The 22,636-nt window shown below is 72.8% G+C and carries 20 protein-coding genes and 1 riboswitch; of the genes, 9 read left to right on the top strand and 11 right to left on the bottom strand.

Annotation, left to right across the window (positions count from 1 at the left end; genetic code table 11):
* Nucleotides 1-33 precede the first annotated feature (33 nt).
* From ACZ63I_RS34025 to rsmH, 3 genes are read right to left on the bottom strand one after another with little or no spacing between them, the layout of a single operon-like run.
* Complete coding sequence (locus tag ACZ63I_RS34025) at nt 34-2,016, bottom strand: peptidoglycan D,D-transpeptidase FtsI family protein (protein WP_469343334.1); 1,983 nt, start codon at nt 2,014-2,016, stop codon at nt 34-36.
* A gap of 4 nt (nt 2,017-2,020) precedes the next feature.
* Nucleotides 2,021-2,602, bottom strand: a complete 582-nt coding sequence (ftsL, locus tag ACZ63I_RS34020) for a cell division protein FtsL (protein ID WP_469343333.1) — start codon at nt 2,600-2,602, stop codon at nt 2,021-2,023.
* On the bottom strand, nt 2,599-3,528 hold the full coding sequence (rsmH, locus tag ACZ63I_RS34015) for a 16S rRNA (cytosine(1402)-N(4))-methyltransferase RsmH (RefSeq protein WP_469343332.1): 930 nt from the start codon (nt 3,526-3,528) through the stop codon (nt 2,599-2,601). The genes ftsL and rsmH overlap by 4 nt, the downstream gene beginning before the upstream one ends.
* Nucleotides 3,529-3,952: 424 nt before the next feature.
* On the opposite strand from rsmH, the gene ACZ63I_RS34010 reads away from it, so the two are divergent.
* From ACZ63I_RS34010 to ACZ63I_RS33995, 4 genes are all read left to right on the top strand, one after another.
* Entirely contained in the window at nt 3,953-4,516 is a 564-nt protein-coding gene (locus tag ACZ63I_RS34010) for a beta-class carbonic anhydrase (RefSeq protein ID WP_469343331.1), read from the top strand.
* A gap of 235 nt (nt 4,517-4,751) precedes the next feature.
* Complete coding sequence (locus ACZ63I_RS34005; protein WP_469343330.1) at nt 4,752-5,798, top strand: AAA family ATPase; 1,047 nt, start codon at nt 4,752-4,754, stop codon at nt 5,796-5,798.
* Nucleotides 5,798-7,153: a DUF58 domain-containing protein gene (locus tag ACZ63I_RS34000; RefSeq protein ID WP_469343329.1), complete on the top strand. Its 1,356-nt coding sequence runs from the start codon at nt 5,798-5,800 to the stop codon at nt 7,151-7,153. The genes ACZ63I_RS34005 and ACZ63I_RS34000 overlap by 1 nt, the downstream gene beginning before the upstream one ends.
* On the top strand, nt 7,150-9,657 hold the full coding sequence (locus ACZ63I_RS33995) for a transglutaminase TgpA family protein (protein ID WP_469343327.1): 2,508 nt from the start codon (nt 7,150-7,152) through the stop codon (nt 9,655-9,657). The genes ACZ63I_RS34000 and ACZ63I_RS33995 overlap by 4 nt, the downstream gene beginning before the upstream one ends.
* Before the next feature lie 204 nt (nt 9,658-9,861).
* Here the strand turns inward: ACZ63I_RS33995 and ACZ63I_RS33990 are convergent, their stop codons facing one another.
* The 3 genes from ACZ63I_RS33990 to ACZ63I_RS33980 form a co-directional block, all read right to left on the bottom strand.
* A complete protein-coding gene (locus tag ACZ63I_RS33990; RefSeq protein WP_469343325.1) occupies nt 9,862-10,260 on the bottom strand; it encodes a DUF3040 domain-containing protein in 399 nt (132 codons plus the stop codon).
* A gap of 274 nt (nt 10,261-10,534) precedes the next feature.
* Nucleotides 10,535-11,320, bottom strand: a complete 786-nt coding sequence (locus tag ACZ63I_RS33985; RefSeq protein WP_469343323.1) for a methyltransferase — start codon at nt 11,318-11,320, stop codon at nt 10,535-10,537.
* 145 nt (nt 11,321-11,465) lie between these two features.
* Nucleotides 11,466-12,008 carry an SAV_6107 family HEPN domain-containing protein gene (locus ACZ63I_RS33980; protein WP_469343322.1) on the bottom strand — a complete coding sequence of 181 codons (543 nt, stop codon included), beginning with the start codon at nt 12,006-12,008 and terminating at the stop codon, nt 11,466-11,468.
* A gap of 557 nt (nt 12,009-12,565) precedes the next feature.
* Here ACZ63I_RS33980 and ACZ63I_RS33975 point away from each other — a divergent pair.
* Nucleotides 12,566-13,177, top strand: a complete 612-nt coding sequence (locus ACZ63I_RS33975; protein WP_469343320.1) for a DUF4126 domain-containing protein — start codon at nt 12,566-12,568, stop codon at nt 13,175-13,177.
* A 10-nt stretch (nt 13,178-13,187) separates the two neighbouring features.
* Nucleotides 13,188-14,699, top strand: coding sequence for a phytoene desaturase family protein (locus ACZ63I_RS33970; RefSeq protein WP_469343318.1), 1,512 nt, complete (start codon nt 13,188-13,190; stop codon nt 14,697-14,699).
* Nucleotides 14,700-14,919: 220 nt separating this feature from the next.
* Here ACZ63I_RS33970 and ACZ63I_RS33965 read toward each other — a convergent pair whose 3' ends face one another.
* From ACZ63I_RS33965 to ACZ63I_RS33945, 5 genes are all read right to left on the bottom strand, one after another.
* Nucleotides 14,920-15,888, bottom strand: a complete 969-nt coding sequence (locus ACZ63I_RS33965) for a hypothetical protein (RefSeq protein ID WP_469343317.1) — start codon at nt 15,886-15,888, stop codon at nt 14,920-14,922.
* Nucleotides 15,889-15,939: 51 nt separating this feature from the next.
* Complete coding sequence (gene metF, locus ACZ63I_RS33960; protein ID WP_469343316.1) at nt 15,940-16,854, bottom strand: methylenetetrahydrofolate reductase [NAD(P)H]; 915 nt, start codon at nt 16,852-16,854, stop codon at nt 15,940-15,942.
* A 65-nt stretch (nt 16,855-16,919) separates the two neighbouring features.
* Nucleotides 16,920-17,570 carry a thiamine phosphate synthase gene (gene thiE, locus ACZ63I_RS33955; RefSeq protein WP_469343315.1) on the bottom strand — a complete coding sequence of 217 codons (651 nt, stop codon included), beginning with the start codon at nt 17,568-17,570 and terminating at the stop codon, nt 16,920-16,922.
* A gap of 97 nt (nt 17,571-17,667) precedes the next feature.
* A complete protein-coding gene (locus ACZ63I_RS33950; RefSeq protein WP_041990658.1) occupies nt 17,668-18,033 on the bottom strand; it encodes an Rv2175c family DNA-binding protein in 366 nt (121 codons plus the stop codon).
* Nucleotides 18,034-18,202: 169 nt separating this feature from the next.
* Nucleotides 18,203-19,423 (bottom strand): NAD(P)/FAD-dependent oxidoreductase, encoded by a 1,221-nt coding sequence (locus tag ACZ63I_RS33945; RefSeq protein WP_469343314.1) that lies wholly within the window; start codon nt 19,421-19,423, stop codon nt 18,203-18,205.
* A 651-nt stretch (nt 19,424-20,074) separates the two neighbouring features.
* A riboswitch (TPP riboswitch) is annotated at nt 20,075-20,186 on the top strand.
* On the opposite strand from ACZ63I_RS33945, the gene thiO reads away from it, so the two are divergent.
* From thiO to ACZ63I_RS33930, 3 genes are all read left to right on the top strand, one after another.
* Complete coding sequence (gene thiO / locus ACZ63I_RS33940; protein WP_469343312.1) at nt 20,184-21,383, top strand: glycine oxidase ThiO; 1,200 nt, start codon at nt 20,184-20,186, stop codon at nt 21,381-21,383. It overlaps the preceding riboswitch by 3 nt.
* Nucleotides 21,380-21,604: a sulfur carrier protein ThiS gene (gene thiS, locus ACZ63I_RS33935; protein WP_469343310.1), complete on the top strand. Its 225-nt coding sequence runs from the start codon at nt 21,380-21,382 to the stop codon at nt 21,602-21,604. Before thiO ends, thiS begins: the two co-directional genes overlap by 4 nt.
* Before the next feature lie 6 nt (nt 21,605-21,610).
* Complete coding sequence (locus tag ACZ63I_RS33930) at nt 21,611-22,408, top strand: thiazole synthase (RefSeq protein WP_469343308.1); 798 nt, start codon at nt 21,611-21,613, stop codon at nt 22,406-22,408.
* Nucleotides 22,409-22,636: the final 228 nt, after the last annotated feature.

The raw sequence follows: 22,636 nt of genomic DNA, 5'->3' as shown, positions 1-22,636 counted from the left end.
CTGGAGTCACTGGCCGGGTGGGGGTCCGCCGGTCTAGAAGGTGACCGGCAGGCGGACTGGTTTGCTGCCGGTCGGGGGGACCTGCAGGGTCTTGAGCGAGAACTCCATGACCTTCTTGTAGATGGGACCGCAGATCGATCCGCCGAAGTACGCGCCGCTGGTGGGGTTCTGGATCGCGCAGTAGACGGTGATCTGCGGGTTGTCGGCGGGGGCGAAGCCGGCGAAGGACGCGGTGTAGCCCTTGTAGATGCCGAGTTTGGGATCCACCCTGTTGGCGGTTCCGGTCTTGCCCGCCACCCGGTAGCCGGGGATCTTCGCGGCCGTACCGGTGCCCTCCTGGTCGCCGACGACCGATTCGAGCATCGTGGAGACGGTCTTGGCGGTGCTGTCGCTGACGACGCGGGTCTTCTTGGGCGCGGGCGCGGGGGTGAAGCGCCCGTCCGGCCCCCGGGTGCCCCGGATCAGGGTGGGGGCGATCCGTACGCCGCCGTTGGCGATGGTCGAGTACACGGACGCGGCCTGCATGGCGCTGAGCGACAGGCCCTGGCCGAACGGGATCGTGTACTGCTGCGAGGTGGACCAGTCCTGCGGCTTGGCGAGCAGCCCCTGGGTCTCGCCGGGGTAGCCGAGCCCGGTGGGCCGGCCGATGCCGAACTTGGTCAGGTACCTGTAGAGGACCTTGTTCGCCTCGGGCTGGGTGTCGCCGAGGTGTCCTGACGCCTCGATGGTGCCGATGTTGCTGGACTTGGCGAGGACGCCGTTGAGCGTCAGGTTCCAGGTGGGGTGGTCGATGTCGTCGTGGAAGAGCCGGTCGCCGCGGTGCAGCCGGTTGGGTACGACGACATGGGTGAGCGGGGTGGCCTTCTTCTCCTCGATGACCGCCGACATCGACATGACCTTGCTGGTGGAGCCGGGCTCGTAGGCGTCCTGGAGCGCGGCGTTGCCCATGGCGGCCGAGCTGGCCTGGGAGAGGTCGTTGGGGTCGAACCCGGGGGCGTTGGCCATCGCGAGGACTTCCCCGGTCCTGGTGTTCTGGACCATCACGTAGCCCCGGTCGGCCTTGGACTTCCTCACCTGGTCGCTGATGGCCCGCTGGGCCTCCCACTGGATGTCCCTGTCGATGGTCAGCTCGACGTCGGAGCCCGGCACGGCGGGCTTCTCACGCGAACTGCCGGTGGGCACCCGGCGGCCGCCCGACTGGGTGTAGGTGACCTCGCCGTCGGCGCCGGCCAACTGCTTGTCCAGCATGGACTCCACACCGCCGCCGCCGTGTCCTGACGCGTTGACGAAACCCAGTATCCCGGCGGCGAGATCGCCGTTGGGGTACACGCGCTTCGTGGTCGGCTCCTGGAGGACGCCGGCCAGTACGTTCACCGCGGGGCGGCCGGAGAGCGCGTCCTTGCTCGCCTTCTCGGCCAGGACGCCCTTGAGGTCGCTGATCTGGTTCCAGACCTGCGGGGTCTGCCGGCGGGCGAGCACGGTGTAGCGGGACTTGGGCGCCTTGAGCTTCTTCACCATCTCGGTGGGGTCGGCGCCCAGGATCGGGGCGAGCAGCGCCGCCGCCTGCTCGGGGGCGTCCGGCGCCTTGCTGGCCTTGGGGGTGAACATCGACGGGTCGGCGGTGATGTCGTACGCGTCGTCGCTGGTGGCGAGCGGGACCCCGGAGCGGTCGGTGATCTCGCCGCGCTCGGCGGCGATCGTGTGGTGCAGGAAGCGGTTCTTGTCGGCCTTGGCCGCGTACGCGCTGGCGTCGACGGCCTGCACCTGGAGCAGCCGTACGACGAAGACCAGCATCACGAGTGTCAGGCCGAGGCTGACGAGCCGCAGCCGGGGGCGCGGGCTGCCGAGCTGGATACGGCGCGGGGCGCGGCTTCCCTGGCGCGGCCGGCCGGCCTGGCGGGCCGCCGGGCGGGCCGCGGGCCTGGCCGTCGGGCGGGCGCCGCCGACGGGGCGCGCGCCGCCCCGTGGCCGTGCGGGTCCTGGCACCCTGCGGCGCGGTGGTTCCTTGGAGGGCACTGCGTCACCTGCCGGAGGTCGTCGGGGCCGGGGCTGCCGGTTTCAGCGGTTGGCCCTGGCCGGTGGCTGACGGGGAGACGGTGGCCGTCGGGGATACGGCCTGCCCTGGGGGCGGGGCGGCGGTCCTGGCCGGGACTGACGGGCTCGCGGTGGGCGCGGACGGGGCAAGGGGGGCCGGCGGGGCCTGCACCACGACGGACTGCTGGACGGGCGGCAGCGCGGTGGCCTTGCCCGGCACCCCGTGGACCTTGCCGTCGGGGCCGAGGAAGGCGGGGCTGCCGCCGGGCACCATGCCCAGTTCGCGCGCCCTGCGGGCCAGCGCGTCGGGCGCCGAGTAGTCGTCCACGTCGCGCTGGAGCGCCTGCTGCTCGTCGGTGAGGTCGGTGGTCTGCTTCTTGAGCTTGCTCAGCCTGAACGATCCTTCGTTGAGGGAGGAGTTCAGCAGCAGCAGGGCGATCAGACCGCCGCCCAGCAGCAGGACGACCAGCAGGACGAAGGGGGTGCGCGCCGCCTGTCCCGAGCCGGCCGGCAGCATCCGGGCGAGCCGGCCCGCCCGCCCCCGCAGTTGCCTGGCAGCTCCGCTCACAGTGCGTCCTCCCGGATCCGCTGCGCCCCCCGCAGCCGGGCGGGGGCCGCCCTGCGGTTCTCGGCGACCTCTTCCTCCGTCGGCAGTTCGGCGCCGCGGGTGAGCAGTTTGAGGCGGGGCTGGTAGCGCTCGGGGACCACCGGCAGCCCCGGCGGCGCCGTGTTGGCCGCGCCCGCGGCGAAGACCTGCTTGACCAGCCGGTCCTCCAGCGAGTGGTACGACAGGACGGCGATCCGGCCGCCGACGGCGAGGGTCTTCACCGCCGCGGGCACGGCCCGTTCCAGTACGGACAGCTCGCCGTTGACCTCGATGCGCAGCGCCTGGAAGGTGCGCTTGGCGGGGTTGCCGCCGGTGCGCTTGGCGGCCTGCGGCAGGGCGTCGCGGATCAGCTCGACCAGCCGGGCGCTGCGGGTGAAGGGTTCCTTGTCGCGTTCGCGTACGACCGCGGAAACGATCCGCTTGGCCTGCTTCTCCTCGCCGTACTGGCGCAGGATCCGCACGAGTTCGCCGGGCGGGTAGGTGTTGAGCACCTCGGCGGCGCCGGGCCCCGTCGTCTGGTCCATGCGCATGTCGAGCGGCGCGTCGTGCGCGTAGGCGAAGCCGCGGTCGGCCTCGTCGAGCTGCATGGAGGAGACGCCCAGGTCGAACAGGACGCCCTGGACGCGCGGGATGCCCAGCCGGTCGAGCACGTCGGGCAGCTCGTCGTAGACGGCGTGCACGAGGGTGGCCCGTTCGCCGTACGGGGCGAGCCGCTCGCCGGAGAGCCGCAGCGCCTCCTTGTCGCGGTCGAGGGCGACGAGCCGGGCGGCGGGGAAGGTGGCAAGCAGCGCCTCGCTGTGGCCGCCGAGGCCGAGGGTGCAGTCGACGACGACCGCGCCCGGCTGGGCGAGAGCGGGGGCCAGCAGGTCAAGGCACCGCCGGAGCATCACTGGGACGTGTCGCTCGCTGCGCTCGCTCAATGCGCCCTCTCAGGTCCGGCGCGGTCGTACGTGCCGCCGGGTCCCCGCCCGCTCAGAAGGGGAGTGATCCGCCGGCGCCGCAAAGGGCGTCGGCCGACCGCCGAGCGGGAGAGGGCCGAGCCGCACGTACGCCGCACACGCGGGGACAATCGGGATGTGTTCGGGATGTGTCCGTGAACTTCGCGTCACTTTAGTCCACTCGTCCTTCCGGTCAATCAACCGGCCAGCGCGTCACACGGGTCACGCGCCACAACCGAACAAAAGGCCTTTATCACCCGTTCGGATGAGTGGCGCTCGGCCTTGTGGGTTAGGTCACAACAAGGCCCGTTGACGTTCTTTGTCCTGGTCCCACAGCGGGCTTCGACCCCCGACGACCATTACCGTCATGGGTATGTCGACTTCCGCGCACCTGCCCGCAGAGACCCCTGACACGTCCGCCGGCGCGACCCGCACCGGCGGTACGGTCACCGACCGGCTCATAGAGGCGAACAACCACTACGCCGCCAGGTTCCAGGACCCCGGCATGGACGCCCGGCCCGTGCTGCGGGTCGCCGTGGTGGCCTGCATGGACGCCAGGATCGACCTGCACGCCGCCCTCGGCCTGGAACTGGGCGACTGCCACACGATCCGCAACGCCGGCGGCGTGGTGACCGACGACGTCATCCGGTCCCTCACCATCAGCCAGCGGGCCCTCGGGACGCGCAGCGTGGCGCTCATCCACCACACCGGCTGCGGCATGCAGACCATCACCGAGGAGTTCCGGCACGAGCTGGAGCTGGAGGTCGGCCAGCGGCCGGTCTGGGCCGTCGAGGCGTTCGCGGACGTGGAACAGGACGTCCGGCAGTCGATGCAGCGCGTACGGACCTCGCCGTTCCTGCCGCACACGGACGATGTGCGCGGCTTCGTCTTCGACGTCACGACGGGGCTCATGACGGAGGTCGATCCGGCCGAGTGAGCCGGGAAGGCATTCCCTTCCTGCGCCGGGGAAGCATTCCCGTGGCACCAAAAAAGCGGCGAAATCGACAAATCCCCCTCTTTTATCCACAGGCGAGTGACACGAAGCGGTAACGGCAACAAGAATGCGTGTGTGACAGCCGCTCCGGAACATTCCGGGGCCGGCGTCCGTATCTTGGGGTGGGCCGGGCCGTCTGTTGAGCTCCGGTCCGTATGAACGGGCCGAGGAGGGCCGGGTGACGACCTATGACGATCGAGCGAGCCTCACTGATCTGACCACCACAGCGGAGCGTGTCCGCACATCGGTGGAGGGTGTGATCGAGGGCAAGCCAGAGGTCGTACGGCTTTCGCTGACCGTGCTGCTCGCCGAGGGACATCTATTGATCGAGGATGTCCCCGGCGTGGGCAAGACCATGCTGGCGAAGGCGCTCGCACGTTCCATCGACTGTTCGGTGCAGCGTATTCAGTTCACCCCCGACCTGCTGCCCTCGGACATCACGGGAGTGTCCATCTACGACCAGCAGCGCAGGGACTTCGAGTTCAAGCCGGGGGCGATCTTCGCGCAGATCGTGATCGGCGACGAGATCAACCGCGCCTCGCCGAAGACCCAGTCGGCGCTGCTGGAGTCCATGGAGGAGCGCCAGGTCACCATCGACGGGCAGACGTACGAACTGCCCAGCCCCTTCATGGTGGTGGCCACCCAGAACCCGGTGGAGATGGAGGGCACGTACCCGCTGCCCGAGGCGCAGCGCGACCGCTTCATGGCCCGGGTGTCGATCGGCTACCCGAGCGCGGAGGCCGAGCTGCAGATGCTGGACACGCACGGCGGGATCTCCCCGCTGGACGACCTCCAGCCGGTGGCGCACGCGCACGAGATCCTGAAGCTGATCGACGCGGTGCGCACGGTCCATGTGGCCGACGCCGTACGGCGCTACGCGGTCGAGCTGGTCGGGGCGACCCGCAGCCACCCCGATCTGCGGCTGGGGGCCTCACCGCGCGCCACGCTCCATCTGCTGCGCGCCGCGAAGGCGTCGGCGGCGCTGAGCGGGCGGGACTACGCCCTGCCCGACGACGTACAGGCGCTGGCGGTCGCCGTGCTGGCGCACCGGCTGCTGCCCACGGCCCAGGCGCAGCTCAACCGCAGGACCGCCGAGCAGGTCGTGCTGGAGATCCTCCAGCAGACGCCGGTGCCCACCGCCGACGGCGGCCGGGTGACGGCGGGCAGACCGGCCGCCCCGGGCCCGGCCTACGGCCAGCAGCCGCCCGGCGTACGGCGGTTGTGATGACGTCGGCCGAGCCCGTCACGACGGCGGGCGAGGAGGACAAGGGCGGCCTGCGCGCGGCCCTGGGCGGACTGACCACCCGGGGCCGGTCGTTCTTCGCCGCGGGCATCGCGGCGGCCGTCTGCGCCTATGTGCTCGGCCAGTCCGACCTGCTGCGCGTGGGGCTGCTGCTCGCCGTGCTGCCGCTGGTCTGCGTCGCCGTGCTCTACCGCACCCGCTACCGGGTGGCGGGCAGCCGCAGGCTCACGCCCTCCCGGGTGCCCGCCGGGTCGGAGGCGCGGGTGCATCTGCGGATGGACAACGTGTCCCGGCTGCCCACGGGGCTGCTGATGCTCCAGGACCATGTGCCGTACGTGCTGGGCCCGCGCCCGCGCTTCGTGCTCGACCGGGTGGAGGCGGGCGGGCGCCGCGAGGTGTCGTACCGCGTCCGCTCCGACCTGCGCGGGCGCTATCCGCTCGGCCCGCTGCAACTGCGGCTGAGCGATCCGTTCGGGATGTGCGAACTGACCCGCTCCTTCAGCGCGTACGACACCCTGACCGTCATCCCCCGCACCGAGCCGCTGCCTTCGGTACGGCTCGCCGGCGAGGCGTCGGGGTACGGCGACGGCAGGCAGCGGTCCCTGTCGCTGGCCGGCGAGGACGACGTGATCCCCCGCGGCTACCGGCACGGCGACGACCTGCGCCGGGTCCACTGGCGCTCCACCGCCCGCTACGGCGAGCTGATGGTGCGCCGCGAGGAGCAGCCGCAGCGCGCCCGGTGCACGGTGCTGCTGGACACCAGACGGGTCGCCTACCAGGGCGCGGGACCCGACTCGGCCTTCGAGTGGGCCGTGTCGGGGGCGGCGTCCGCGCTGGTGCACATGCTGGAACGGGGCTTCGCCGTACGGCTGCTGACGGACACGGGCAGTTCGGTGCCGGGCGAGGGCGCCGACGGCTTCGCCGGCGCCACGCAGGAGTCGGCCGACTCGGCGGGACTGATGATGGACACCCTCGCCGTCGTCGACCACTCGCCGGGCGAGGGGCTCTTCCCTTCGTACGACGTCCTGCGCCGCGGCACCGAGGGGCTGCTGATCGGCTTCTTCGGCGACCTCGACGACGAACAGGCCGCCGTGGTCGCCCGGATGAGGCAGCGCAGCGGCGCAGCCGTCGCCTTCGTCCTCGACAGTGACGGCTGGACGGGAAGCCCGCCGGCCGAGGAGCGGAGCGACGAGCGGCTGCGGCTGCTGCGCGAGGCGGGCTGGACGGCGTTCGCCGTACCGGCCGGGGCGTCCCTGCCCGACCTGTGGCGGCGGGCGGCGCGCGAGCGCTCCGCATCGGGCGTCACAGGGCCGACAGCATCCGGAGGATGGTCATGAGCGGTCGCGGGAGGCTGGCGCTGTGCGCCTTCGCCGCCACGCTGATGGCGGCGGGTTCGATGCTGCCGCTGGTCGACACGGTCGGCTGGCTGTTCCAGGCCGCTTTCCTGCTGGCGGTCATCAGCGGGGTCGGCGCGCTGGCCAGGCGGGCACCGCTGGCCAGGCTGGCGACGATCCTGGTGCAGGCCGTCGTCGGGCTGCTGGAGCTGACGGTCGTCTTCGCCAGGGACCAGGCGCCGCTCGGGCTGCTGCCCACCCCTGATGTCATCCGGCAGTTCGGCACGCTGCTGACGGCGGGCAGCGACGACGTCAGCCGCTTCGCCATACCGGCGCCGGCGACCGACGGCATCAAGCTGATGCTGATCGGCGGCGTGCTGGTGATCGGCCTCGCCGTGGACGCGCTGGCTATGACGTTCCGCAGCGCCGCCCCCGCCGGGCTGCCGCTGCTCGCGCTCTACTCCGTGGCCGCCGGGCTGTCCGGCGGGGCGGGCGGCTGGCTGTGGTTCCTGGTGGCCTCCTGCGGCTATCTGCTGCTGCTGCTCGCCGAGGGCCGCGACCGGCTGTCGCAGTGGGGCCGGGTGTTCGGCGGTGCGCCTGCGGGCCAGGGCCGGGCGGCCAGAACGCCGGGGCACGCGCTGGCCCCCGCGCGTACGGGCCGCCGCATCGGTGTGCTGGCGCTCGGGATCGCCCTGGTGGTCCCGGCCGCCCTGCCCGCCATGGGCGACGGGCTGCTGTCCGGCGCGGGGACGGGGAACGGCTCGGGGGTGGGCGGCGGGGGCACGATCTCCGCGGTGAACCCCCTGGTCTCCCTCCAGGACAACCTGAACCAGCCGGAGGACCGGGAGGCCCTGCGCTACCGGACGACGCAGCCCATCGGCTCGGACATGTATCTGCGGATCATGGCCCTCGACACGTTCGACGGGACGTCCTGGCGCTTCTCGCAGCGCAAGGTCGACGACGTGCCGGAAGAGCTGCCCGACCCGCCGGGCCTCTCCTCCGACGTGCGGACCACGAAGGTCACGACCAACATCACGGCGGCCGGCTGGTACCGGCAGAACTACCTCCCGATGCCCTATCCGGCAACGAAGGTGAAGATCCAGGGCCGCTGGCGCTTCGAGCCGGTGGGCCGCACCCTCGTCGGCGACCGCGGGCAGTCGACCCGTGGCGCCGAGTACCAGGTCGAGAGCCTGGAGGTGGATCCGACCAGCGAGCAGCTCGCCTCGGCGCCGCAGGCGTCCAAGGCGCTGCGCGACGAGTACACGAAGGTGCCGGACAGGCTGCCCGACGTGGTGAAGGCGACAGCCGAGGACGTGACGGCGGGCGCGGCGACCGACTACGCGAAGGCCGTCAAGCTCCAGGACTGGTTCGCGATGGACGGCGGTTTCAAGTACGACGTCTCGGTCAACTCGGGCACCGGGATCTCGGCGATCACCAAGTTCCTCCAGGACAAGAGGGGCTTCTGCATCCACTTCTCCTTCGCCATGGCGGCGATGGCCCGCACGCTCGGCATCCCGGCCAGGGTCGCCGTGGGCTTCACCCCCGGCACCCCGGAGGGGGACATCGTGTCCGTCGGTCTCAACGACGCCCACGCGTGGCCCGAGTTGTACTTCGAAGGCGTGGGCTGGACGCGCTTCGAGCCGACCCCGAGCCGTGGCAGCATCCCGGACTACACCGTCGCCGACACCCCGTCGGGGGTGCCGAGCAGCACGGAGGCGCCGGACTCGGCGGCCTCGGGCGCGCCGTCGGCCGCGCCGTCCTCGTCGAGCAGTTGCGCCGAGCAGACGCGCCGGATCGGTGAGTGCGACGCCGCCGCCCCGCTGGGGCTCCAGCCGCCCGGCGACTCGGGCACCCCGACGGGAACGCTGGTCGGGATCGCGCTGGCCGCGCTCGCGGTCCTGCTGATCCCGCTGCTGCCGCTGCTGTGGCGGGTGCGGGTACGGGCCAGGCGGCTCAGGTCCGGGTACGGCGACCACGCGTCGGCGGACGGCCCGTCGTGGGCGACGGCGGACGCCGACGAGGACGGCGCGGGTGCCGCCGGCCGGGGCGGCGCGCCGCCGACGCCGGCCGTCGCGGCGGAGCGTGCCCTCGCGGCCTGGCGGGAGCTGATCGACACGGCGTGGGACCACGGCATCCCGCCCGACGAGTCGCAGACCCCGCGTAAGGCGGCGGACCGGGTCGTACGGCTCGGCAGGCTGGAGCAGCCGGCGGCCGACGCGGTGCACCGGGTGGCCGGGGCCGTGGAGCAGGCGCTGTACGCGCCGGAGCCGCGGCCGGGCGTGGGGCTCGCCGAGGACACCCGGCTGGTGCGGGCCGGGCTGCGGGCGTCCGCAGGCCGCTGGACCCGGCTGCGGGCAGTTCTCGCGCCTCGCTCGTCCATTCGGGTGATATGGGCACTGTCGGAGCGCTGGACGGTCTTCACCGACCGGTGGGGTGTGCACCGGCTGCGGCTGGACCGCTGGACGGCCTTCGTGGCGCGGCTGCGGCCCGCCAGGCAGCGCGGCTGAGACTCGGGGCCCCGGGCCCGGGGCTGAGCCTCGGGCTCCCGGGCCCCCGGGCCACGCTTGGCGGCGTGGCCCGGGGCTCCCGGGCGGGCTGCCTGCCGGTACGGCTGAGGGGCGGACGCGTATCGCGTCCGCCCCTCAGCCGTACGGGTCTCTGTTCGTCCGTCCGGAGCCGCCTGCTATCTGTCCGGATTCGCTCTGCCGGGCTTACTGGCCCTGTTCGTCGCGGCGGCGCTGCCACCGCTCTTCGATCCGGTTCATCACCGAACGGCGTGGTTTGGGTTGTCGGCGGCCGGCCGGGGGGCCGCCACCGGCGGCCTGTTGCTCACCCGGCCTGGGCGCCTTGCGCCAGCCGGTGACCGCCAGGACCGCGCAGCCCAGCATGACGAGAAACCCCACCACGCTGATCCAGATCTGCTGGGCGACCATTCCAGACATGAGGAGCGCGATTCCCACCAGGAAGCCTGCGACCGCCTGATAGACCCGTCGCCGGGTGTATGTACGCAGCCCGCTTCCCTCAAGCGCTGTCGCGAACTTGGGATCTTCGGCGTACAGCGCTCGCTCCATTTGCTCGAGCATTCGCTGCTCGTGCTCCGAGAGCGGCACGGAGTCCTCCTAGTCGTCGGTCGCGGGGGGCGACCGGTATGCGGCCCCTTCAAGGATAGGCAGGGATTCGCCCCCGTGAAACCCGCCCTCAACGCCATTTAGCCATTCCGGGCCGCCATGCGGGCTCGGGTGCTGAGGCGTTGATTCCCCAACGACCGATCCGTCATGCCGGATGGTGTACCCCGATCATACGGCGCGAAGCGCGCTACCGGGTGGCCTGTGGCGGACTGCATGCGCCGCTGCACCGCTGATCAAGCAGGCGGTCAGCGGTCCGTCAGGTCCGCTTCTCGCCCAGGACGTGCAACTGGGTGGCGATGGAGTGGAAGGAAGGCAGCTCGGCCGCGGCTGCCTCCAGCCTCAGCAGGGCGTCCAGGGCGCCCGGCTGGGTGTCCACGAGACCGCCGGGGACCAGGTCGGCGAAGACCCGCACGCCGTGCACGGAGGCGACGTCGAGCCCGGCGTCCGCCACCAGTCCGCTGAGCTGTTCGGCGCTGAACCGCCGGGGCACCGGGTCACCCTCGCCCCAGCGTCCCGCCGGGTCGGTGAGCGCCTGCCGGGCCTCGTTGAAATGACCGGCGAGCGCCCTGGCGAGCACGGCGCCGCCGAGGCCGGCGGCGAGCAGGCTGAGGGCGCCTGCGGGGCGCAGGGCGTCCACGGCGTTGCGCACGCCCTCGGCCGGGTCGTCCACGTACTCCAGGACGCCGTGGCACAGCACGGCGTCGAAGCCGCCGCGCCCGACGACGTCGAACAGGCCGAGGATGTCGCCCTGGACACCCCTGACCCGCTCGGCGACACCGGCCTCGGCGGCCCTGCGCTCCAGCGCGAAGAGGGCGTTGGGGCTCGGGTCGACGACGGTGACGCGATGGCCGAGCCGGGCGACGGGGACCGCGAAGTTGCCCGTGCCGCCGCCGGTGTCCAGCACGTCGAGGCTGTTCTCCCGCGAGGACTTGGCCCGGCGGTCGAGGGCGTCCCGCAGGACCTCCCAGACCACGGCGGTGCGGAGAGAACCCCGGGGGCGCGATGGCGTCTCTCCACCGATGACAGGGGAAGGGTCCGACACGGCAGTTGACTCCTCGGCGCGGTGCCGCGCTGGCGGCGGGACAAGAAAGGTGCAGGCTGCCGCCCACCCTATTGCCTCGGCGGGACCTCCCGGCCCCGTGGAGCGCGCCGCCCGCCCTCACCTCGCCGCCCTCACCTCACCGGCGTCACCCGGCGGCGTCGTCCTGCGTGGTGGTCTGCTCGGGCCTCGGCGCCGGCAGTACCGGCTCCAGCACCAGCAGCCGCTCGACCAGTCGCAGGAACATGGCGGTGTCCCGCAGCAGATCGTCGGCGTCGCGGCTGCTCGCCGCGCCCTGTATGCCCGCCTCCGCGAGCGCCCTGCGCTGGGCTCCGGAGGCGAACAGGGCGCTCCACTCGGACAGTTCGGGCGCGATCTCCGGCAGCACCTCCCAGGCGCTGCGGATCCGGCGGCGGCGCTGCGACGTGGCCTCCGGGCGGCCGCGGGCGGCGAGGACGGCAGCCGCGGTGCGCAGCGCGGCGAGATGGGCGGTGGCGTAGCGCTCGTTCGGAGTGTCCAGGGTCGCCGCCTCGTCGAGACCCGTGCGGGCCTGGGCGAGGAGATCGAGCGCGGCGGGTGGCGCCGTGGCCCGTCGCAGGACGGGGTGGACGTCACCGGGCGGACCGGTCAGCGAGGGGGCAGGGCCGCCTGTCGGTCGCCGGCGTGCGGCGCCGGCGTAGGAGCTGGCCATGACGAACCTCCTGTCGTCGTGTGACGGCGCTGTGGCCGTATGTGTCCATCCTGGGGGCTACCACTGACAATCGGCCCTGACCTGCACCTTTCTCTCGTTTACGGCTCATACCCGCGCTGTTGCGCGCGCTGTTGCCTGTGCTGTCGGGTGCCCGCTCGGACGGCGCCTACCGCCGGGCAGCACGAACGCCGGTGCGGCGGGCTCGTCCTTCCGAGCCCGCCGCACCGGCGTCTTCCCCCGTTGCCCCCGTATCCCCCGGGCGTCCCCCGTTGCCCCCGGGCGTCCCCCGTTGCCCCCGGTACAGCCGGAGGGCCCGGTCCCCCGTGGTCGGCCGGGCCCTCCGGAGTGCACCCCCGTTACGTCGGGGGAGCCGCACCGTTCCGCAGCCCCGTGCCGGCGGTACCGGTGCGCGCGCCCCTTCCGTGAGCTCCACTCTTCCGTTCCGACGGCTCGCGGCCTATCCGTGCGGCTACTCATCCGGGCGCCTAGGTACCCCTACTCAGCCTTGTGTGCCCGACCCCGTCCCAGGGGCGCCCCGGCTGGCTACCATCGCCTCCGTGTCCGTACTCCCTCTCATATTCACCAGCGGCTGGGCCAGCGGGATCAACGCCTACGCCGTCGTCCTGCTGTTCGGCCTGTTCGGCGCGACCGGGCTGACCGACCAGGTACCCGAAGCGCTGCAGCGCCCCGATGTGCTGATAGCCGCCGGCGTGCTGTTCCTCTGCGAGGCGGTGGCGGACAAGATTCCGTACGTCGACTCGCTCTGGGACTCGGTGCACACCGCGATCAGACCGGTGGCGGGCGCCGTCGTCGGGGCGCTGCTCGCCGGGCAGAGCGGCTCGGTCCCCGAGCTGGCGGCCGGCGCGGTCGGCGGTTCCACGGCCCTGGTCAGCCATCTGGTGAAGGCCGGGACCCGGATGGCGATCAACACCTCTCCCGAACCGTTCAGCAACGTCATCATGTCCACGGCCGAGGATCTGGGCGTCGCCGGGATCATCACCTTCGCGATCTTCCATCCGGTCGGGGCCGCCGTCGTGGCGGGGACGCTGCTGGTGCTCGGCACCGTGACCGCGCTGTTCCTCGTTTCGCGGATCCGCGCGTTCCTGCGGCGCAGGGCGCAGCGTAGGGCGGAGCGACGTGCGGGACAGGCTGTCGGTCCCCCCGTCTAAAATCACGGGCATGGCGGGGATTGCGGTGATCGGCGCCGGGATGGGCGCCATGGCGGCGGCCGCCCGGCTGGCCGTGGCGGGCCACCGGGTGACGGTGTACGAGCGCGCGGCGACGTACGGCGGCTCGGTCGGCAGGTTCGAGCGGGACGGCTTCGTGTTCGACACGGGGCCCGGTCTGCTGCATCTGCCCGCCGTCTACCGCGACTTGTTCGTGAAGACGGGCAAGGAGCCGCTGGAGCGGTGCGTCGAGGTCGGCGCGGTGGACCCGGCGAGCCGGCATGTCTTCGCCGACGGCACGGACGTGCTCCTGCCGAACGCGTCCCGGGCCGGTGTCGTCACCGCCCTGGACGGGGCGTTGGGCGCGGGCGCGGGTGAGCGCTGGGCGGACTTCCTCGGTCGGGCCAGGGAGGCGTGGGAGCGGTCGCGGCGGCCGCTGCTGGAGGAGCCGCTGTGGCCGGAGCACCGGGTGCTCGGCCGCGACCCGTATCCGGCCGTGCCCCGGAAGCGGCTGCTGCGCGGCGCCCGGCTGGCCTCCACCGTCGCCGAGATCGGCGCCTGGGAGCTGGCGGACCCCCGGCTCGCCGCCCTGCTCGACGGGTACGCGCTGGCGTACGGGCTCGACCCGCGCGCCGCCCCTGCGAGCGCCGCCGTGCTGCCGTACCTGGAGCAGACCTTCGGTAGCTGGTATGTGCGCGGCGGGATGCGGGAGTTGGCCCGCGCGGTGTACGAGCGGTGCGTGGCCCGCAAGGTGCGGTTCGTCTTCGACGCCGAGGTGACCCGGATCGTGGAGAAGGACGGCGCGGCGGTCGGCGTCGAGCTGGCCGACGGGTCGGTCGCCGAAGCCGACCAAGTGGTGGCCGGGGTCGCCCCCGCCGCGCTGGTGGAGTCGGCGCTGTGGGCGGACGGCGACGTACGGCCCCCGGACGCGGCGGGCCCGGCGGCGGCCGGCCGGTTCACGGTCCTGCTCGCGCTGCGCGGCGCACGCCCCGCGGGCACGGCACACCGCACGGTGGTGCACTCCCCCGACGGGTCGGCCGAGGCCGCCGACCTCTTCGCCGGCCGGACGGCCGGGCACCCCACGGTCACGGTGCTGCGCCCCGACGACCCGGCGACCCGCCCCGACGACGACCACGAGGCCGTGACCCTGACGGCGACGGTCGCCCCGCACGGCGGCGGGCTCGACTGGACGGACGGCGCGCTGCGCGAGCGGTACGCGGACGTACTGTCGGCGGCGGCCGTCGCCGCCGTACCGGACCTGGCGGCCCGAACCCTCTGGCGCGAGGTGCGCACCCCGGCCGACACGGCGGAGCAGACGGGCGCCGACGGAGGCGCGGTGCCGGCCCCGGCCCTGGCCGGAGCCAACGGCCGCCTGCTGCGCCCCGCGAACGCGACGCGCCTGCGCGGGCTGACCCTGGCAGGCGGCTGGTCCCACCCGGGCGGCGGCCTGCCCCACGCGGGCATGTCGGGCGCGCTGGCAGCGGGTCTGATCGTGGAGGGAGCGGACTTCCGCGGCTCGCGGTGACGGGGCGTGCGGTGGGCGGCTTCCGGCTGGTGAGTGACCGTCAGGTACCGGCGCCCGCCGACCGGACGGACCCGCGACAGGCGGCGCGTGCAGGGGAGTTGGCGGCGCGGGAAGTGCGGTGGCGGCCGGAGCTGCCGACCCTGTCGGCGCGCGGCGAGCGTGCCGCACGTCGTCGCGCACCGGGCGCGACCGCCGGAAACGGCCTGGGCGGCGGCGCGGTTCAGTAGCGGTACTGCTGCTCGTTGTAGGCGTTCGGGTCGTAGCCGTACTGCTGCTGCGGGTCTTCCTGCGGCATCGGCGGAACCTGCTGGTCCGCTTCTCGTTGCTGCGGTACCCACACCCCGCCGGGCGGTGTGTCGTTGTACTGCTGAGCGGCATACGGGTCGGCGTACTGCTGCTGGTCCTGGTAGCCGCCGTTGGGGTCGTACGAGCCGTACTGCTGGCCGTCGTCGGCCGATCCGGCGTACGGGTCGGAGTACGCGGCGTACTGCTGCTGCGGTCCGGTGCCGTAGTCGTACTGCGTCCCCTGCGTTCCGTAACCCGCCTGGTCCGTGGGGTACGCCTGCTGCGCGTAGGCGTCCTGGCCGGCGCCTTCCTGCGCCGGGTAGGGGCCCTGCGCCGCGTACGGCTGCTGCCCGTAGCCCGGGTAGTTCTCGTAGCCGGTGCCGTAGTCGCCCTGCGCGCCTGGGGAGTTGACCGTGTAGCCGGTGCCGGTGTCGTAGATCCCGTACTGGCCGGTGTCGTCGGGCATCGGCTGCGGTTCGTAGATCGAGGTGGGTCCCGTCGCCTCGGCCGTCTGCGCCGTCTGCGCCGTCTCGTCGACGGGCGGGTAAGGCGGGTAATCGGCCGGGGAGTACTGGAGATCGCTGACCTCCAGGCTGGGTTCGGCCGCCGCCGCCGGACCCTGCGCCCTGCGGCGGGGGTTCTCGCGCGGGCTGCCGCCGACCGCCCAGCCGGCCGAGAAGCCGCGGCGGAAGGAGAGCGTCACATACGTCTGACCGATGGCGAACGCGACGGCGCCCAGGGCGATGACGACTATCTGCGGCATCAGCACACCGATGACGACGCCCAGGAATCCGGTGAAGGCGAGCAACCGCCAGCGCAGCCGCGCCTTGTACTGCAGCAGCACCTCGCCGAGCAGCCACAGCGCCACGATGCCGAATGCGATGTAGAGGACCGTCCAGCCCATGCCCGCCCCTCTCCTGCGGCCTCCGCCCCGGGACAGGGCGGGTGCGGCCGGTCACGACTGCTCGTGCAGTCCGAGATTCTCGTAAATTTCGAGCGTCGCAGTGGAGTTGTTGAGTGTAATGAAGTGCAACCCAGGAACTCCCTCGGAGAGGAGTCTCGCGCAGAACTCCGTCGCGAACCCGATGCCAATGGAGCGTACAGCGGCGGGATCATCCTTGACGGAGAGGATCCGCTCTTTCAACTCCGCCGGGAAGACCGCCGTACTGAGCTGTCGCAGCCGCTCCAACTGCCTGACGCTGGTGACCGGCATGATCTCGGGAATGATCGGAGTCGCGCAACCCGCGGCGGCCACCCGGTCCCGCAACCGCAGATATCCCTCGGGGTCGAAGAACATCTGGGTGATGGCGTAGTCGGCGCCCGCCCGGCACTTGTCGACGAAGTGCCGGGTGTCGCTCTCCCAGTCCGCCGAGCGCGGATGCATTTCCGGAAATGCCGCCACACCGACGCAGAAGTCGCCGGACTCCTTGATAAGCCTGACCAGTTCGGCGGCGTACCGCATGCCTTGCGGGTGCTCGACCCACTCGCCCATGGGGTCGCCGGGCGGATCCCCCCGTACGGCCAGGATGTTGCGGATCCCGGCGTCGGCGTACTGGCCGATCATGTTGCGCAGTTCGGCGACGGACTGGCCGACGGCGGTCAGATGGGCGACCGGCGTGAGCGTGGTGTCGGCGGCGATCTGCTGGGTGGCCCTGACCGTGCCGTCGCGGGTGGAGCCGCCCGCGCCGTAGGTCACGGAGACGAAGCTCGGGGCGACCGACTCGATCCTGCGCAGCGCGTTCCAGAGGTTCCGCTCGCCCTTCGGGGTTCTGGGCGCCCAGAACTCGAACGAGTACGTCGGTCCTGCCGCGAGCAGCTCACGCACCGCAGGCGCGTGGGTCGTCCAGGTCGATGGTGTACCGAAGGCCATACGTGCAGGTTAGCGTCGTCCGCCGGACAACCCCAGGCCCGGCCGTACGGCGGCGGGCACGGCCGTCACAGCGGGTACTCCCTGACGCGCTCGGCGAGCGCCGCCGCCGCTGCGGCCGGGTCGTCGGCGTCCGTGACGGCCCGGACGACGACGATCCTGCGGGCGCCCGCTGCCAGCACCTCGTCGAGGTTGGTGGCGTCGATGCCGCCGATCGCGAACCAGGGGCGGTCCGTGCCGAGCCCCGCCGCGTACCGCACCAGGCCGAGGCCCGGTGCGGGCCGGCCCGGCTTGGTCGGGGTGGGCCAGCAGGGTCCTGTGCAGAAGTAGTCGACGCCCGGCTCGACGGCGGCGGCGGCCGCCTCGCTCTCGGCGTGGGTGGACCGGCCGATCAGCGGTCCGGCGCCGAGGATCGCGCGGGCGGCAGGCACGGGCAGGTCGCCCTGGCCCAGATGCAGCACGTCGGCGCCGATGGCATGCGCCACATCCGCGCGGTCGTTGACCGCCAGCAGCGCGCCGTGCCTGCGGCAGGCGTCGGCGAAGACCTGGAGGTGGTCGAGCTCCTCGGCGGCCTCCAGGCCCTTGTCGCGCAGTTGGACGATGTCCACGCCGGAGCTGAGGACGGCGTCCAGGAACTCCGGAAGGTCCCCCTGTCCCGTGCGGGCGTCCGTGCACAGATACAGCCGGGCGTCGGACAGCGTCGAGCGGGCAGTGGGCATTCCGGGGTCCCCCGTTGGTTCGGCGCTGCGCGGCGGCGTCGTCACATCGCGGCGGCCGCGACGACCGCGGCGCCGCCGCGCAGCGCGCGTGGTGTCGTCAGACGGCGAGCGCCTGGGCCCGGCGCTTCACCTCCGTGCCGCGATTCTCGCTGAGCGCCTGCGCGGGCGTGCCCGGCAGGCTCGGGTCGGGGGTGAAGAGCCATTCCAGCATCTCTTCGTCGGAGAAGTTGTCGTCCTTCAGGAGCGTCAGAGTACCGGCGAGGCCCTTGACGACCTTGTCGCCGTCGATGAAGGCGGCGGGCACCTGGAGCGCCCGGTTCTCACCACGGCGCACGGCGATGAGCTGGCCTTCCTTCACCAACTGCCGCACGCGCGTCACCTGGACATCGAGCATTTCCGCGATGTCCGGCAGGTAGAGCCAGGCGGGGACGAGCGCATCGATCTTCATGTCAATCTCAGTCACAGGACAAGCCTGCCATCCCGGACTGACAGACGGTAGCGGGAAAGGGCGGACGGGCCCGTCAGAGAGGCGTCAGAGAGGCGTCAGAGAGGCGTCAGAGAGGCGTCAGAGAGGCGTCAGAGAGGCGTCAGCGCGGCGGTCTGAAGGCGCTCGACGACGCACGTGCGGGCGCTCATCGGACGGCCTTCTTCAAGGGCAGGGCCGGATCGGCGACCCGTTCGGGATCAAACGCGGCGCCCGCCTCGATCAGCTTGCGGCCCTGGGCCAGATCGCGCGGCCGGCCCACGGCCAGCAGCGCGACAGCGACGCCGTCCCGCAGCCACACCACCGACCAGGCGGCGGTCGCCGCGTCGCCGCGCCATACCAGGGTGTCGGCGGCGGCGTGATGGCCCGCGTACTGCACGAAGCGGCCGAACTGCTCGGACCAGAAGTACGGCACCGGGTCGTAGACCCGCTCGCTCTCGCCGACGATCTGCGCGGCGACCGTACGCGGCCCCTGGAGGGCGTTGTCCCAGTGGTGGACGAGCAGCCGCTCGCCGTAGCGGGCGGAGGGGAACGAGGCGCAGTCGCCGACCGCGTACACACCGGGCGCCGAGGCCCGCAGCCGTTCGTCGGCGACGATCGCGCCGTCGGGGCCGAGCGCGATGCCGGAGCCGGCCAGCCAGCCGGTCGCGGGCCGCGCGCCGATGCCGACGACGACCGCGCCCGCGGGGAGCCGGCGGCCGTCGGCGAGGATCACCGTGCCCGGTTCGACGCCGGTGACCCGGGTGCCGGTCAGCAGCTCGGCGCCGCTCTCCGCGTACCAGTCGGCCATCGGAGTGGCGACCTCGGCGGGCAGCACCCCGGCCAGCGGCCGGTCGGCCGCCTCGACGACCGTCACGACACACCCGGCCTCGCGGGCGGCGGTCGCGAACTCGGCGCCGATCCAGCCTGCGCCGACCACCACGACCTCGTGCTGCCGCGCGAGCACGGGCCGCAGCCGCTCGGCGTCGTCCAGGGTGCGCAGCGTATGCACACCGGCCACGCCCTCGGTGCCGGGCAGGGCGATCGGCTCGGCCCCGCAGGCGATGACGAGGACGTCGTACGGAACGGGCCCGGCGGCCGTGTCGACCTCGCGCTCCCGCGGCCGTACACCGGTGGCGTCGACGCCGAGCCGCAGGTCGACGCCGAGCGCGGCGAAGTCGATGTCGAAGGCGGAGCCTTCGGCGGTGCCGAGCAGGACCGCCTTGGACAGCGGCGGCCGGTCGTAGGGCGGATGCGCCTCGGCGCCGATCAGCGTGACGGGACCGCGGTGGCCGCTCTCCCGCAGGGCGACCGCGGTCTGCACGCCGGCCATGCCGGCACCGACGATGACGACGCGGGGCGCTTGGGTCTGTCTCTGCTCATCGCTCACGCGGTCACCCTACGAGTTGGGTCCCGTTCTTTTTGGGCTCGGTTCGCCTCCGGGGCGCTTTGAGCCACTGTGGACGGTCGACCGTGCTCGGTTCGCTCGTACCTCACGGAACTACGCGCGCTCTCCCTTTCGACAGCGGCGCGCGAAGCCCCTTTTTTTAGGGCTCGGTTCGCCTCCGGGGCGCTTTAAGCCCCTGTCGACGGTCGACCGTGCTCGGCCCGCTCGTTCCTCGCAAACCTCCGCGCGCTCTCCCTTTCGACAGCGGCGCGCCCCTTCGGCTCACGCCCCTCCTTGTTTGGGGCTCGGTTCGCCTCCGGGGCGCCTTATGCCACTGTCGACGGTCGACCGTGCTCGGCCCGCTCGTTCCTCACGGGCCTCCGCGCGCTCTCCCTTTCGACAGCGGCGCGCCCCTTCGGCTCACTCGCCGGGGCGACCGGGACGGGGCTGGCCCGGACGGCCAGGTGAACCACGGGGCGACCGGGACGGGGCTGGCCCGGACGGCCAGGTGAACCACGGGGCGACCGAGGCGGGGCTGGCCCGGAGGGTCAGGTGAACCACGGGGCGCACCGGGAGGGGGCAACCGGGGGCTACCAGAGCCGACCGAGGCGCTCCCTATCGACGTATGGCGGAGCGGGGTTAGGCTGGCGGCTGACACTACCTCGCGGGAGCCCGGACGCATCGGGCTGAGAGGGAGGCTGGCGGCCTCCGACCGTACGAACCTGATCCGGGTCATGCCGGCGAAGGGAGGGGCTGGACGCCCATGCAGTCGTCTCACCCAACTCACCCCATTTGCCCGGCCGGTGCCGATGTCCTGATCGTCGGGGGCGGGGTCATCGGTCTGGTCACGGCCTGGCGCGCGGCGCAGCGCGGGCTGCGTGTCACGGTCGCCGATCCGGCCCCCGGCGGCGGCGCGGCGCAGGTCGCCGCCGGGATGCTCGCCGCCGTCACCGAACTCCACTACGGCGAGCAGACGCTGCTCGGGCTCAACCTGGCGTCCGTGGCGCGCTATCCGGAGTTCGTCGCCGAGCTGGAGGCGGCGAGCGGACAGGAGACCGGTTACCGCACCTGCGGCACGCTCGCCGTCGCTCTCGACGCCGACGACCGCGCCCATCTGCGGGAACTGCACGCGCTCCAGCAGGGTTCGGGGCTGACGTCCGACTGGCTCAGCGGCCGGGAGTGCCGGCGCCTCGAACCGATGCTCGCGCCGGGCGTACGGGGCGGTCTGCGGGTGGACGGCGACCACCAGATCGACCCCCGCCGGCTCACCGCGGCGCTGCTGGCGGCCTGCGAGCGGGCCGGGGTGGTCTTCAGACCCCGCTGGGTCGAACGGCTCGCGGTGGCGGGCGACCGGGCCGTCGGCGCCGTACTGGACGACGGCACCGAACTCGCCGCCGACCAGGTGGTCCTGGCGGCCGGCTCGCTCAGCGGGCGGCTCGCCGGGGTCCCGGCGGACGTGCTGCCGCCGGTGCGGCCGGTCAAGGGCCAGATACTGCGGCTGACCGTGCCGGAGCGGTACGCGCCCTTCCTGTCCAGGACCGTACGGGCCGTGGTGCGCGGCAGCGATGTGTATCTGGTGCCGCGTGAGAACGGCGAGCTGGTCGTCGGTGCGACGAGCGAGGAGCAGGGCTGGGACACGACGGTCACGGCGGGCGGGGTGTACGAACTGCTGCGTGACGCGCACGAACTGATCCCCGGCATCACCGAACTGCCGCTGACCGAGACCCGGGCGGGTCTGCGGCCGGCGTCCCCCGACAACGCGCCGCTGCTCGGTCCGACCGCGCTGCCGGGGCTGCATCTGGCCACCGGGCACTACCGCAACGGCGTGCTCCTCGCGCCGGTCACCGGCGACGCGCTGGCCGCCGCCCTGACGACGGGTGAACTGCCGCCCGAGGCGGCGCCGTTCACCCCGCTGCGGTTCTCGCCGGCCGCCTCAGCCGTACGTCAGGAGCAGCCCGCATGAGCGGTGACGCGCGAACGGACGTCACGGTCTCCGTCAACGGCGAGCAGCGGGACATCCCGGCCGCCATGAGTCTCGCGGCGCTGGTGGCCGGCTTCACGACAGCGCCGTCCGGTGTGGCGGCCGCCGTCAACGAGACGGTGGTGCCACGCGGCCGGTGGTCGTCCACGCTCCTCGGAGACGGCGACCGGGTCGAGATCCTCACCGCCGTCCAGGGAGGCTGATCGCACATGGCGGACGACAAACTCACCATCGGCGGCACCACGTTCAACTCCCGCCTGATCATGGGCACCGGCGGCGCGCCCAGCCTGGACGTCCTGGAACGGTCCCTGGTCGCCTCGGGCACGGAGCTGACCACGGTCGCGATGCGCCGCCTCGACCCGACCGTGCAGGGTTCCGTGCTGTCCGTGCTGCGTTCCCTCGGCATCCGGGCGCTGCCGAACACGGCGGGCTGCTTCACGGCGGGCGAGGCGGTCCTGACGGCCCGGCTGGCCCGTGAGGCGCTGGGCACGGACTGGGTGAAGGTGGAGGTCGTCGCGGACGAGCGCACGCTGCTGCCCGACCCGATCGAACTGCTCGAAGCGGCCGAGACGTTGGTGGACGACGGTTTCACCGTCCTGCCGTACACGAACGACGACCCGGTGCTGGCGCGGAAGCTGGAGGACGTGGGCTGCGCGGCGATCATGCCGCTCGGCTCGCCCATCGGCTCGGGTCTCGGCATCCGCAACCCGCACAACTTCCAGCTCATCGTGGAGCACGCGCGCGTACCGGTCATCCTGGACGCGGGCGCGGGAACCGCGTCCGACGCGGCGCTGGCGATGGAACTGGGCTGCGCGGCGGTAATGCTGGCGTCGGCGGTGACCCGCGCGCGCGAGCCGGTGCTGATGGCGGAGGCGATGCGCCACGCGGTCGAAGCGGGCCGCCTGGCCCACCGAGCGGGCCGCATCCCCCGCCGCCACTTCGCCGAAGCGTCGTCCCCGACAACGGGCCGGGCAACCCTCGACCCAGAACGCCCAGCCTTCACCTGACCCCCCGGCCCGCCCCGTGGTTCACCTGCCCCCCGGCCAGCCCCGTCCCGGTCGCCCCGGCGAGTGAGCCGAAGGGGCGCGCCGCTGTCGAAAGGGAGAGCGCGCGCAGGTTTGCGAGGAACGAGCGAACCGAGCACGGTCGACCGTCGACAGGGGCTCAAAGCGCCCCGGAGGCGAACCGAGCCCCAAAAAAGAGGTGCGCGCGCCGCTGTCGAAAGGGAGAGCGCG

The organism is Streptomyces sp. NPDC087906 (assembly GCF_055584925.1).
The sequence above is the reverse complement of the archived record's forward strand: the minus strand, read 5'-3'. Positions and strand labels throughout refer to the sequence as shown.